This is a genomic window from Xanthomonas sontii (assembly GCF_040529055.1).
GTDB lineage: Bacteria > Pseudomonadota > Gammaproteobacteria > Xanthomonadales > Xanthomonadaceae > Xanthomonas_A > Xanthomonas_A sontii.
Genome location: NZ_CP132342.1, coordinates 94,825 through 108,015 on the forward strand (window position 1 = coordinate 94,825; position 13,191 = coordinate 108,015).

A 13,191-nucleotide genomic window follows, 5' to 3' on the forward strand; every position below is an offset into this window, starting at 1 on the left:
CCCTGTGCGCACCACGCACGCGGGGCTGTCACCGTCGATCGCCCAGGAGACCCGCTCGATGCACGAATCCGCCAACGCCGCCGTTCCCGCGGCCCGCCGGTGGCTCGGCCGGGCAGGCATCGCCTGCCTGGCCGTGCTCGCCGCTTGCGCATGTTCGACCGCCATGCAGCAACGCCCTCTGCTGCCGGACGGCACCCACGCGGCTGCCGACGCGCAGGACGCCAACGCGGCCAGGGCAGTGATCGTCTACGTCGATCGCAGCGGCGACGTCGAGCAGACCAAGCGCCGCATCAGCGCGGCGGCGGCGGGCTGGCATGCCCCGCTGCTGTACACGCTCGACCGCGTGGGCGCCATCGTGTTGGGGGTCCCGACCGGGAAGACCGCCGAGCGCCTCATCGCCGACGTCGGCACCATCGCGGGCGTGCTGATGGCGGTACCCGATGGCCAACAGCAACTGCAGCAGGACGCGTCGTCGCCCCCTTCGTCGGTACGGTAGCCAGCGGGCCGATGCCAGGGGCGCCCGCGCATGCGGGCGAGCGCGCTGGATGGCCTGGACGCGTCCGCGCGCGCCGGTGCGGCCGTCTCCCGCAAGCGCGGCGCTGGCGGTTTCCAGGATCGGCCACGACAGGCGTCATGGCGATGCCCGCCACGGCTGAAGCCGCTGCTACAACACGGCTCCTGCAAGAACGCTTCAGCTAGGCGTGCAGCGCCGCCTGCAACCCCGCCACCTCGTGCCGCGGCGGACGCAGCGCCCCCAGCGTGCCGACCAGTTCGCGATAGCTGCGCGCGAGCTGCGCGAACAGCCCCGCGTCGCTGTCGCGGGTCTCGGCGACTTCGGCATAGGCGCCGCGGCCCAGGTCGATGAAGTAGTCCACGCTGACCCGACGCCGTGCCGCCACGCCGGGGAACAGCCCGGCGATCAGCAGGCAACCGTCGCCGACCTCACGCAAGGCGTCGGCACGCGCACGCCCCACCTGCTCCTGCGCATGCAGCCAGGCAAGCGCCTGGATGCGCGCCAGCAACTGCGCGTCGCGCTGGTAGCGCAGCAGCACGAACACCAGATAGTGCTCGCGCGATTCGTCCAGCGGCCGGCCCAGGCGCTGCCCGGCCTCGTGCACCAGCGCCTGCCACAGCTCGGCCGGCGCCCCCTGTCTGAAAGACTCGTACATGCGTCCTCCTGCGTGGTGGGAACCCTCGCAGGAAGCTTATGCATAACCCGGGCCAATGCGCTGGCAGCCGGCCATGGCGTCTGCCAAGCCAGCGGTGCGGCGACTTACTCCACGGTCACCGACTTGGCCAGGTTGCGCGGCTTGTCCACGTCGGTGCCGCGCGCCAGCGCGGTGTGGTAGGCCAGCAACTGCACCGGCACGGTGTGCAGCACCGGGCTGAGCACGCCGGCGTGGCGTGGCGTGCGGATCACGTGCACGCCGTCCGATTCGTTGAAGTTGCTGTCCTGGTCGGCGAACACGAACAGCTCGCCACCGCGCGCGCGCACTTCCTGCATGTTCGACTTCACCTTCTCCAGCAAGGTGTCGTTGGGCGCGATCACCACCACCGGCATGTTGGCGTCGACCAGCGCCAGCGGGCCGTGCTTGAGCTCGCCGGCCGGATAGCCCTCGGCGTGGATGTAGGTGATCTCCTTGAGCTTGAGCGCGCCTTCCAGGGCGATCGGGTAATGCAGGCCGCGGCCGAGGAACAGCGCGTTGTGCTTGTCGGCGAAGCGCTCGGCCCATACCGCGATCTGCGGTTCCAGGTTGAGCACGTGCTGCACGCTGCCGGGCAGGTAGCGCAGCTGCTCCAGGTACTCGGCCTCCTGTTCGGCGCTCAGCCGCCCGCGGCGCTTGGCCAGCACGCAGGTAAGCTGGAACAGCGCCGCCAGCTGGGTGGTGAAGGCCTTGGTCGAGGCCACGCCGACCTCGGCGCCGGCGCGGGTGTACAGCACCATCGCGCTGGCGCGCGGGATCGCGCTCTCGGGCACGTTGCAGATCGACAGGGTCTTGGTATGGCCCAGCGCCTTGGCGTACTTGAGCGCCTCCATCGTGTCCAGGGTTTCGCCGGATTGGGAGATGGTCACGATCAGCTGCCGCGGATTGGCGCAGGCATCGCGGTAGCGGTACTCGCTGGCGATCTCGACGCTGCACGGCAGCCCGGCGATGCCTTCGATCCAATAGCGCGCGGTCAGGCCGGCGTAGTAGCTGGTGCCGCAGGCCAGGATCTGCACGCCGTCCACGTCGGCCAGCAGCGCCTCGGCCTTGCTGCCGAACAGCGTGGTGTCGAAGCCGCCGGCGTCGAACAGCGCCTCCAGGGTGTCGGCCAGCGCGCGCGGCTGCTCGTGGATCTCCTTCTGCATGAAGTGGCGGTACGGGCCCAGCTCCAGCGAGGCCAGCGACACGTCGGACACGTGCGGCTCGCGCTGCACCGGCTGGTCCTGCGCGTCGTACACCTGCACGCCGTCGCGGCGCAGTTCGGCGGTATCGCCCTCTTCCAGGAAGATCACCCGGCGCGTGGCCTGGATCACCGCCGAGACATCCGAGGCGATGAAGTTCTCGCCCTCGCCCAGGCCGATCAGCAGCGGGCAACCCATGCGCGCGCACACCAGCAGGTCCGGGCGCGACTTGCTCACCGCGGCCACGGCATATGCGCCGGTCAGCTCCTTCACCGCCGCCTGCAGCGCGCCGAGCAGGTCGCGGCCCTGGGCGATGTAGTGGTGGATCAGGTGGGCGATGACCTCGGTATCGGTCTGCGATTCGAACACGTAGCCCAGCGCGGTCAGGCGCTCGCGCTGCTGTTCGTGGTTCTCGATGATGCCGTTGTGGACCAGCGCCAGGTCGCCGTGGCTGACGTGCGGGTGCGCATTGGCCTCGGTGACGCCGCCATGGGTCGCCCAGCGGGTGTGGCCGATGCCCAGCGGCGCGTGCAGGCCCTCGGCCAGCGCGGCGCTCTCGGTTTCCACCACACGGCCTGTGCGCCGTACGCGGCGCACCTCGCCATCGGCGATGGCGGCGATGCCGGCCGAATCGTAGCCCCGGTATTCCAGGCGCTTGAGCCCCTCGATCAGGACAGGAACCACATCGCGATCTGCGATCGCACCGACAATACCGCACATAGCCAGCCACTCCGACGAAAAGTCAGCCATTCTAGCCAAGTCCGCTGAATGTCTCGCCGCTGTCCGCTGCCGGACCCAGAGCTTGCCACCCATTCCCGAGCATGCCTCGCCCTAGTGTCCGCGAACGTGTCCGCGGACACCCGGACACCTGTCCGCGCCGTCCGCACCCATGCAATTCAACGACTTGCAGTTGGCACGCATCGTGCTGTGAAGTCCCCATCCTCACCGCTGCGACCGTCCGATGATCCGTGACACCTCCGCCCAGGACCAGGTTCTCGCCCGCCCCCGCTCCGCGGCCTGGCGCCGCTGGCTGTGGCCCGGGCTGATCGCCGCGCTGGTGCTGCTGGGCATCGCCTTCGCCGCACGCGGCTGGATCGCCGGCAGCCGCTCGTTCGACGCGCAGCGGGTGCGCATCGCCACGGTGACCCGCGGCGACCTGGTCCGCGACATCTCCGCCGACGGCCGCCTGATCGCCGCCAACAGCCCCACCCTGTACGCGATCTCCGGCGGCACCGTGACCCTGAAGGTGGTCGCCGGCGACGTGGTCAAGCAGGGCCAGGAGCTGGCCGAGATCGACAGCCCGGAACTGCGTAGCAAGCTCGCCCAGGAAGAGGCCACCCTGGCCGGCCTGCAGGCCGAGGCCGGTCGTGCCGACCTGGACGCGACCCTGGCCCGCGCCAACGCCAGCAAGCTGATCGACCAGGCGCAGATCGAACGGCAGGCGGCCAGCCGCGACCTGGAACGCTACCAGCGCGGCTATGAAGGCGGCGCCGTGCCGGCAGTGGAACTGGCCAAGGCCCAGGACACCCTAAAGAAGGCCGACATCGCGATGAGCCACGCGCAGAAGGATTCGGGCCTGCAGGCGCAGGGCGCTTCGCTGGACGCGCGCAACAAGCGCCTGCTCGCCGAGCGCCAGCGCGCGGTGGTGGCCGAGGTGCAGCGCCAGGTCGACCTGCTGACCCTGCGCTCGCCGTTCGACGGTCAGGTCGGCCAGGTGCAGGTGTCGCAGCACACCAACGTCGCCGCCAACGCACCGGTGCTGAGCGTGGTCGACCTCTCCAAGTTCGAACTGGAGATCAAGGTGCCGGAAAGCTTCGCCCGCGATCTGGCGATCGGCATGCCGGCGCAGTTGACCAGCGGTGCCGGCGAGCCCTTCGCCGGCGCGATTTCGGCGGTGTCGCCGGAAGTGGTCAACGGCGAGGTCAACGCGCGCATCCGCTTCACCGACAAGCAGCCGCCGGGCCTGCGCCAGAGCCAGCGCATGAGCGCGCGGGTGCTGCTGGATACCCGCAAGAACGTGCTCAAGCTCGAGCGCGGCCCGTTCGTCGAGCAGTCCGGCGGCCGCTACGCCTACGTCATGGACGGCGACTCGGCGGTGCGCCGCCCGGTCGAACTGGGCGTCACCAGCCTGGGCGAAGTCGAAGTGCGCTCGGGCCTGCAGCCGGGCGACCGGGTCGTGGTCTCCGGCAGCGACCTGTTCGGCGATGCGCCGCAGGTGACGGTGCATTAGAAGCCGGGATTGGGGAATCGGGATTGGGGATTCGCAAGCCTCTCTCGTTTTCCTTTCCTGGCCACTGATTCCGAATCCCGACATCCCTAATCCCCAATCCCCGCTCCACCACCACAGGAACTCACGCCATGCTCGAAATGCGCTCCGTCTCCAAGGTCTTCCGCACCGAACAGGTCGAGACGCATGCGTTGCGCTCGCTGGACCTGCATGTCCGCGAGGGCGAGTTCGTCGCCGTCACCGGGCCGTCGGGTTCGGGCAAGACCACCTTCCTCAACATCGCCGGGTTGCTGGAAACCTTCACCAGCGGCCAGTACCTGCTCGACGGCCAGGACGTCAGCAACCTCAACGACGATGCGCGCTCGCGCATGCGCAACCAGAAGATCGGCTTCATCTTCCAGGGCTTCAACCTGATCCCCGACCTCAACCTGTTCGACAACGTCGACGTGCCGTTGCGCTACCGCGGCATGGGCGCGGCCGAGCGCAAGCAGCGCATCGAAGAGGCGCTGAGCCGGGTCGGGCTGGGCTCGCGCATGAAGCACTATCCGTCCGAACTGTCCGGCGGCCAGCAGCAGCGCGCGGCGATCGCCCGCGCCCTGGCCGGTAGCCCGCGCCTGCTGCTGGCCGACGAACCGACCGGCAACCTCGACTCGCAGATGGCGCGCGGGGTGATGGAACTGCTGGAGGAGATCAACGCGCAGGGCTCGACCATCGTCATGGTCACCCACGACCCGGAACTGGCCGCGCGCGCGCAGCGCAACGTGCACATCGTCGACGGCCAGGCCACCGACCTGCAGCGCGAACCGGTGCTGGTGCAGGGCGGCGCGGCGGCGGCGTCCGCCAACGATCACCGCTGAGACAGGCCCTGCCATGTCGCTGCCGTATGCCGTGGAACTGGGATTGCGTGGAATGCGTCGGCATCCGCGCACGGTGTTGCTCGCCGTGCTCACGCTCGCCCTGGGCCTGGCATCGGTGATGACGATGCTGACCTTGCAGGCGATGCTGTCCGCCGATCCACTGCCCGGCCTCAGCCAGCAGCTGTACTTGGGCTGGGTGGACTCGCGGCAGATCGCCCGCCAGGACGACCCCGACGCTGGCGAGCCGCCTCAGGCGCTGTGGAAGCTGGACGATGCCACGGCATTCATGGCTACGCTGCCGCAGGTGCGGCAGGCGGCGCTTACGCTGAGCACGTTCGACGTGAGCGACCAGGCACGCACGCGCCACCAGCAGGCCTACGCGATCAGCGCGCTGGGACCGATGCCGGCGCTGTTCGGCCTGCCGCTGCGGTCCGGCCGCTACTGGACGGACGCAGAAGAACGCAACCGTGCGCCGGTGGCCATCATCAGCCACGCGCTCAGCCTGAAGCTGCTGGGCAGCGAGAACGGCGTCGGCCGGCAGATCCGACTGGGCAAGCAGCTGTTCCAGGTCGTCGGCATCAGCGACGACTGGAGACCGCGCCCGGCCTTCTACTTCCTCAATGGGCCGGAAGCGGCCTGGCAGCAGTATCCGCTGGAGGTGTTCGTTCCGGCACGGGCGGCCCTGGACGCGGACGCCAAGCCGGGATTCGTCCAGGACTGCGACGACACCGGCCACGCCGGCGTGCGCTTCAACGAACTCGACCTCGGTGCCTGCCGCTGGCTGATGCTCTGGGCGCAGTTGTCCACCCCCGTGCAGGTAAACGCCTACCGCGACGCGCTGTCCGCGTTCGCGCAAGCGCGCCATGCCGATGGGGTTTTCCAGCGCGCGCCGCAGGTCGCCTTGTACGGCGTGGCCGAGTGGCTTGCGCGCAACCGCGTGGTCCCGGACAGCGTGCGCCTGAACGTCTGGCTGGCGCTCGCGCTGCTCGGGCTGTGCATCGTCAATGTCGCCGGCCTGCTGGCCGCACGTTTCCTGCGCCGCTCCGCCGAATTCGGCGTGCACCGGGTCCTGGGCGCCCCGCGCGCGGCGGTGTTCGTCCGCTGCCTGACCGAAGCCGGCGCGATCGGCCTGTTGGGCGGCGTGCTGGCATTGCCGGCCACGCTGTTCGGCCTGTGGATCGTGCGCATGCAGGCGGAGACCTACAGTGACCTGGCACGCTTCCAGCCCAGCCTGTTCCTGGCGATGGTGGCGCTGGCGATCGGCACCGGCCTGCTGGTCGGCCTGCTCCCGGCGTGGCGTGCAGCGTTGCTGCAACCGGCGCTGCAAGTGAAAAGCCTCTGAGGGCCCGTCGATGCCACTGCGCCCCTATCTCTCACCCCTGTTGCGGCATCCGCTGATGCCGCTGCTGGTGATCGTGCAGACCGTCCTGGCCTGCGCGATCCTGACCAACGTGCTGTTCCTGCTGTGGCAGAAGCTGGCGCCGATGCTGGTCCCGGACGGCATCGCCCGCGATGAGGTCATCCTGGTCGACCAGGTGATCAATGGCCAAGGCGGCTGGAAAGCGCCGCAGATCCGCGCCGGCACCGACACGCTGCGCCGCATCCCCGGAGTCACCGCGGTCTCGCCGACGATCGGCCTGCCAATGAGTTCCTCCATGGTCATGGTCGGCCGCGTCGCCGGCCCTGCGGCGACCGAGCGCGTGAGCCTGCTGGTCGGCGACGACCTGATCGATGCGTTGGGCCTGGACCTGGTGGCCGGACGCAACTTCAGCGCCGACGAAATGCGGGTCGGCGACCTGCCCGCCGCGACCGCGTCCGACCGCACCACCGCGGTCATCCTCACCCAGGCGCTGGCGCAGCGGCTGTTCGGCTCGCGCCCGGCGCTGGGCGGCGTGCTCACCAACGGACAGGCGAACGCGACCAAGCGTTTCGTCGTGGTCGGCATCGTCCGCCACCTGCTGCGCTACCAGCTCGACGCGCTGGACGACGGCAAGGCCGAGTACACGATGCTGACGGCGGGCACAGTCACCGGGACGCCGATCCTGACCTACGCGGTGAGGACCGCGCCGGAGCGGCGCGCGGCCGTGATGGCCGAGATCCCGCAACGTCTGCAGCAGTTGTTCGGCGACGCGCTGCTGCGCGGGATCACGATCCGTGCGAACGACTACGAATCCCAGCGCAACGAACGGCTCCAGCCGCGCCGCGCCGCAGTGTGGCTGTTCGGCACCGCCAGTGCGGTGGTCACCCTCATCACCCTGATCGGCATCGCCAGTCTCAGCGGTTTCTGGATCCAGCAGCGGACCCGGCAGATCGGCATCCGCCGCGCCCTGGGCGCCAGCCGCGGCCAGATCCTGCGGCATTTCCTGCTGGAAAACCTGGTGGTCATCGGCAGCGGCGTGGTCCTGGGCATGCCATTGGCCTACATCGCCAATCTCTGGTTGATGCAGCACTACGAGCTGCCGCGGCTGCCCGCCGCCTGCCTGCCGATCGGCTTGCTCGCCCTGTTGCTGCTAGGCCAATGCGCGGTGTTGTCGCCGGCGCGGCGCGCCGCCGCGATCCCGCCCGCCACCGCCACCCGCAGCGCCTGAGCCAAGGACCCCATGTTCCGTTACTACATCCAACTGGCAGTACGCAGCCTGCGCCGCAGCCCGGTGCTCACCGCGCTGATGGTGCTGTCCATCGCGGTGGGCATCGGCGCGGCGATGACCACGCTGACGGTGATGCGGTTGCTGTCCGGCGATCCCTTGCCCGGGCGCAGCCAGCAGATCTTCTTCGCGCAACTCGATCCGCGCCCCAGCAACGGCGCCAACCAGAAGCCGTACGACAAGCTCGACTACCCCTCGGCCATGGACCTGTGGACGCGCGGGCGCGCCGATCGCCAGGCCATGGTCGCCGAGAGCGAGATCAAGGTGCACGCGGCAGATGGCGCCACCCCGCCGTTCATGACCCAGTTGTTGATGACCCAGGCCGATTTCTTCCCGATGTTCCAGGTGCCGTTCGCCTACGGCAGCGGCTGGCGCGCGCGCGACGACCAGGACCGGGCGCGGGTGGCGGTGATCTCGTCCGACCTCAACGCCAAGCTGTTCCAGGGCCGCAACAGCGTCGGCCGCAGCCTGCTGGTGCGCGGCACGGCGGTGCGCATCGTCGGCGTGCTGGCACCGTGGCGGCCGTCGCCGCTGTTCTACACGCTGGCCGGCGGCAGCTTCGCCCATGGCGATACCGCCAGCTTCTACGGACGGCCGCAGGACGTGTTCATGCCGCTGTCCAGCAGCCTGGAGGTCAACGACGGCCACATCCAGCCGTGGACCTGTTTCAGCAAGCCCGAGGCCAACCTGGACCTGCGCAGCGCGCCGTGCGTGTGGCTGCAGTTGTGGGTGCAGTTGGACACGCCGGCGAAGGTCGCCGACTACCGCCGGCTGCTGGCCGACTACGCCGCGCAGCAGCACGCCGCCGGGCGCATCGGCCGCGCCGACACCGCGCGCCTGCTGTCGCTGCCGCAATGGCTGGACCATAACCGCGTAGTGCCGGGCGACGTGCGCCTGCAGAGTTGGCTGGCGCTGGCGTTTCTGGGCCTGTGCCTGTTCAACAGCGTCGGCCTGCTGCTGGCCAAGTTCCTGCGCCGCGGTGGCGAGATCGGTGTGCGTCGCGCGCTGGGGGCGTCGCGCCGCGCGATCTTCGCGCAGTGCCTGACCGAGGCCAGCGTGATCGGCCTGCTCGGCGGCGCCGGCGGCTGGCTGCTGACCCTGCTGGGCCTGTGGAGCGTGCGCCAGCAGCCCACCGCCTACGCCGACCTGGCGCATCTGGACCCGACGACGTTCGCCGGCACCTTCGCACTGGCGATCGCCTGCAGCCTCGCCGCCGGCCTGTTCCCCGCCCTGCGCGCCAGCCGTATTGCGCCCGCCCTGCAGTTGAAGAGCCTGTAACCGGACACCACGACGATGCACATCACGCCCATCCTCAGCGCGCTGTCGCGCCATCGCATCGCCGCGGCGCTGATCGCGCTGGAAGTGGCGCTGGCCTGCGCCGTGCTGTGCAACGCCTTCTTCCTGATCGGCAATCGTCTGGAGCTGGTGCACCTGCGCAGCGGCATCGACGAGACCGCGCTGGGCCTGGTGTCGCTGTCCGGCTGCGACGGCTGCAACGCCGCCGACGTCAACGCCCGCGCGCTGGATGCGGTGCGGCGCACGCCCGGCGTGCGCGCGGCAGGTGCCATCAACACCGTCCCGTTCGCGCCGCCGGTGTTCAACAACGGGCTGTGCCTGGACCAGGACTGCACCCGGGTCGGCGGCGTGCCGCACTTCTACATGGTCAGCCCGGGCGCCGTCGCGGCACTGGCGCTGCAGCCGGACAACGGCCGCGCGTTCGGCGAGGCCGACTACCAGCCGCTCGACAACGGCATCCCGACCGCGGCCGGCGTGTGGATCACGCGAGCGCTGGCCGCGCAACTGTGGCCGGGCCAGGATCCGCTGGGCAAGGAATTCTGGTCCGGCGGCCATTTCCGCGTGATCGGTACGCTGGCGCACCTGGCGCGCCCGGATCCGGGCCGCAGCGAGGATGGCGTGATCGGCAGCGACTGGTCGGTGGTGATCCCGGTGCGCGAGGCCGCGCAGTCCGGCACCTATGTGCTGCGTGCCGATCCGCGCGAGTTGCCGCGGGTGTTGGCGCAGGCGCGCGCCGCAGTGGCACGGGCGGTGCCCGAGGCGGTGCTGGACAACGCCAACAGCAAGCCGCTGGACGACCTGCGCCAAACGTATTTCCAGAGCGACCGGGCGATGACCGGGCTGCTGGTCGCGATCATCGTCGCGATGCTGCTGGTGACCGCGCTGGGCATCGTCGGCCTGGCCAGTTTCTGGGTGCAGCAGCGCACCAAGCAGATCGGCATCCGCCGCGCGCTCGGCGCCACCCGCCGCGACATCCTGCGTTATTTCCAGACCGAGAATCTGCTGCTGGTCGGCGCCGGCGTGGCCCTGGGCATGCTGCTGGCCTACGGCGGCAACGTGCTGCTGATGCGGGTCTTCGAACTGGAACGGTTGCCGGCCAGCTACCTGCCGGTCGGCGCGCTGCTGCTGTGCGCGCTGGGCCAGCTCGCCGTCCTCGGCCCGGCGCTGCGCGCCGCCGCCGTCGCCCCCGCCATCGCCACCCGCAGCGCCTGACCCGGAGCCCGCATGTTCGCTTACTACCTTCGCCTGGCGCTGCGCAGCTTCGGCCGCAACCGCATCCTCACCGGGCTGATGGTGCTGGCCGTGGCGCTGGGCATCGGCGCGTCGATGACCATGCTGACCGTGCTGCACACGCTCTCCGGCGACCCGCTGCCCGGGCGCAGCGCCACGCTGTTCCATCCGCAGCTGGATCCGCGTCCGCGCAACCTGCCCAGCGCCGACCCCGAGCCGCCGGACGAACTGACCTGGCAGGACGCGACCGCGCTGTATCGGGCGCAGGCGGCGCCGGCGCAGACCATGACCAGCGCGAACTGGCTGCCGGTGCGCCAGACCGTGCCCAACAGCCCCCTGCGCATGCTGACCACGCGTGCCGCCACGGCCGACCTGTTCGGCATGTTCGGCATGCGCTTCGTGTACGGCAGCGGCTGGAGCCGGCGCGACGACAGCCAGCGCGCGCCGGTGGTGGTGCTGAGCCGCAAGCTCAACGACGCGCTGTTCGGCGGCGCGGACAGCGTCGGCAAGACCCTGACCATCGCCACACGCCCGTTCCGGGTGATCGGAGTGATCGACGCCTGGAACGCGCAGCCGCGCTTCTACGATCTCAACTCCGGCGCGTACACGCCGCCGGAGGAACTGTACATGCCGTTCGAGACCTGGCTGGACCTGCCGCAGGACTATGGCTACGGGCCGATGCAGTGCTGGGGCAAGGACGGCGAGGCCGGCCTGCACGATCCCAAGGCCGCGCAGTGCACCTGGGTGCAGTACTGGGCGCGGCTGGACACGCCGGAGCAGGCGCGGCGCTATCGCGCGGCGCTGGAGGCCTACAGCGCGCAGCAGCGCCAGCTCGGCCGCTTCGAACGCGCCCCCAACACCCGCCTGCGCGGCCTGGTCGACTGGCTGGACTACAAGCGGGTGGTGCCGGCCACGGTGCGCATGCAGACCTGGATCGCCTTCGGCGTGCTGCTGGTGTGCCTGCTCAATGCAGTGGGCCTGCTGGTCGCCAAGTTCATGCGCAAGGCCGGCGAGATCGGCGTGCGCCGCGCGCTCGGCGCCAGCCGCCGCGCGGTGTTCGCGCAGTGCCTGGCCGAATCGGCGCTGATCGGCTGCCTGGGCGGCCTGCTCGGCATCCCGCTGACCTGGATCGGCCTGTGGCTGGTGCGCCAGCAACCGGTGGCGTACGCGCAGCAGGCGCATGCCGATCCCGCGATCCTCGGCATCGCCCTGGCCGTGGCCACGCTCTCGGCGCTGGCCGCCGGCCTGTGGCCAGCCTGGCGCGCCTCGCGCATCGCCCCCGCCCTGCAGGTGAAATCGCTATGACCCCGCTGCCTCCCGTGCGTCCCATCCTGTCCGCATTGGGCAGCCATCGCGCCGCGGTGGTGCTGATGGCGCTGCAGATCGCCCTGACCCTGGCGGTGCTGTGCAACCTGGTGTTCATCATCGCCCGCACCTACCAGCGCGTGCAGACCCCGACCGGGGTGATGGAGCAGGACATCGGCCTGATCCAGAGCATCAGCGTGGTCGGCGAACCGGGCAGCGTCAGCAGCGTCGGCCGCAGCCTGGACCTGCTGCAGGCGGTGCCCGGCGTGGAAGCGGCGGCGTTCGGCACGCCGCCACTGTGGGGCCCGACGCAGGCGCAACTGTTCCTGCAGCCGCAGGCCACGCAACCGGTCGCCCGTGCGCGCCTGTTCCTCGGCAGCCAGGGCCTGAACCGCACGCTGGGCATCCGCATCGTCGCCGGTCGCGACCTGCGCGACGCGGAACTGACCGGCGCCTCGGACCTGTTCGGTGCGCCACCGGAGATCGAGCGGCGCCTGCCGGCCCTGATCACGCCGTCGCTGGCGGCCAAACTGTTCCCCGGCACGTCGCCGCTGGGGCGCACCCTCTACACCAGCACGTTCAACCAGCCGGTGCGCCTGGACATCGTCGGGGTGATGGCGCCGGTGCGCGGCGACATCACCGGCCACGACGACGATGCCGATGCACTGCTCACCGAGATCCGCATCGGCAGCGAAGGCTGGGGCGGCGGCTACGTGATCCGCAGCACGCCGGGGCAACTGGCGCAGGTGCTGCCGCGCGCGGCCGCGGCGATGCAGCGCGCCAACCCGACCTACGTGCAGCAGCGCGTGAGCACCATGCAGGAGCTGCGGACCGACTACTTCAAGAGCGACAGTGCGGTGGCGCGGATGCTGCTGGCGATCATCCTGATCCTGCTCACCGTCACCGCGCTGGGCATCGGCGGGCTGGCCAGTTTCTGGGTGCAGCAGCGCACCCGGCAGATCGGCATCCGCCGCGCGCTCGGCGCCACCCGCGGCGACATCCTGCGCTACTTCCAGGCCGAGAACCTGCTGATCGTCGGCGCCGGCGCGCTGCTCGGCGCGGTGCTCGCCTACGTCATGAACCAGTGGCTGATGCAGCGCTTCGAACTGGAGCGGCTGTCCTCGCCGACCGTGCTCACCGGCATCGTCGCGGTGTGGCTGCTCGGCCAGCTCGCCGTCCTCGGCCCGGCCCTGCGCGCCGCCGCCGTCCCGCCCGCCACCGCCACCCGCAGCGCCTGACCCCGGA

At 70.4% G+C, this 13,191-nt stretch carries 11 protein-coding genes; 9 read left to right on the plus strand and 2 right to left on the minus strand.

From position 1 onward, the window contains the following. The first annotated feature begins 58 nt into the window (after window positions 1–58). The gene (locus tag RAB70_RS00385; RefSeq protein ID WP_148829605.1) at window positions 59–496 is read left to right on the plus strand and encodes a hypothetical protein; all 438 of its coding nucleotides are present in this window, start codon (window positions 59–61) and stop codon (window positions 494–496) included. A gap of 199 nt (window positions 497–695) precedes the next feature. On the opposite strand, the gene RAB70_RS00390 is transcribed toward RAB70_RS00385, so the two are convergent. Together RAB70_RS00390 and glmS are read right to left on the minus strand one after the other, a co-directional pair. After that, window positions 696–1,169 (minus strand): hypothetical protein, encoded by a 474-nt coding sequence (locus tag RAB70_RS00390; protein ID WP_148829604.1) that lies wholly within the window; start codon window positions 1,167–1,169, stop codon window positions 696–698. A 104-nt stretch (window positions 1,170–1,273) separates the two neighbouring features. Next, window positions 1,274–3,106 carry a glutamine--fructose-6-phosphate transaminase (isomerizing) gene (gene glmS / locus RAB70_RS00395; RefSeq protein ID WP_148829615.1) on the minus strand — a complete coding sequence of 611 codons (1,833 nt, stop codon included), beginning with the start codon at window positions 3,104–3,106 and terminating at the stop codon, window positions 1,274–1,276. A 241-nt stretch (window positions 3,107–3,347) separates the two neighbouring features. Between glmS and RAB70_RS00400 the strand changes: the two genes are divergently transcribed. The 8 genes from RAB70_RS00400 to RAB70_RS00435 all read left to right on the plus strand — a co-directional run bounded on the left by RAB70_RS00400 (window position 3,348) and on the right by RAB70_RS00435 (window position 13,184). After that, complete coding sequence (locus tag RAB70_RS00400) at window positions 3,348–4,616, plus strand: efflux RND transporter periplasmic adaptor subunit (RefSeq protein ID WP_017910318.1); 1,269 nt, start codon at window positions 3,348–3,350, stop codon at window positions 4,614–4,616. 128 nt (window positions 4,617–4,744) lie between these two features. Then, window positions 4,745–5,470, plus strand: a complete 726-nt coding sequence (locus tag RAB70_RS00405; protein ID WP_017910317.1) for an ABC transporter ATP-binding protein — start codon at window positions 4,745–4,747, stop codon at window positions 5,468–5,470. Window positions 5,471–5,483: 13 nt separating this feature from the next. Then, window positions 5,484–6,812: an ABC transporter permease gene (locus RAB70_RS00410; RefSeq protein ID WP_225851692.1), complete on the plus strand. Its 1,329-nt coding sequence runs from the start codon at window positions 5,484–5,486 to the stop codon at window positions 6,810–6,812. 10 nt (window positions 6,813–6,822) lie between these two features. Then, window positions 6,823–8,058, plus strand: coding sequence for an ABC transporter permease (locus RAB70_RS00415; protein WP_026144633.1), 1,236 nt, complete (start codon window positions 6,823–6,825; stop codon window positions 8,056–8,058). Between the two features lie 12 nt (window positions 8,059–8,070). Further along, the gene (locus RAB70_RS00420; protein ID WP_148829603.1) at window positions 8,071–9,393 is read left to right on the plus strand and encodes an ABC transporter permease; all 1,323 of its coding nucleotides are present in this window, start codon (window positions 8,071–8,073) and stop codon (window positions 9,391–9,393) included. A gap of 15 nt (window positions 9,394–9,408) precedes the next feature. After that, window positions 9,409–10,623: an ABC transporter permease gene (locus tag RAB70_RS00425; protein ID WP_148829602.1), complete on the plus strand. Its 1,215-nt coding sequence runs from the start codon at window positions 9,409–9,411 to the stop codon at window positions 10,621–10,623. Window positions 10,624–10,635: 12 nt separating this feature from the next. Next, the gene (locus RAB70_RS00430; RefSeq protein WP_148829601.1) at window positions 10,636–11,946 is read left to right on the plus strand and encodes an ABC transporter permease; all 1,311 of its coding nucleotides are present in this window, start codon (window positions 10,636–10,638) and stop codon (window positions 11,944–11,946) included. After that, the gene (locus tag RAB70_RS00435) at window positions 11,943–13,184 is read left to right on the plus strand and encodes an ABC transporter permease (protein WP_148829600.1); all 1,242 of its coding nucleotides are present in this window, start codon (window positions 11,943–11,945) and stop codon (window positions 13,182–13,184) included. The genes RAB70_RS00430 and RAB70_RS00435 overlap by 4 nt, the downstream gene beginning before the upstream one ends. Window positions 13,185–13,191: the final 7 nt, after the last annotated feature.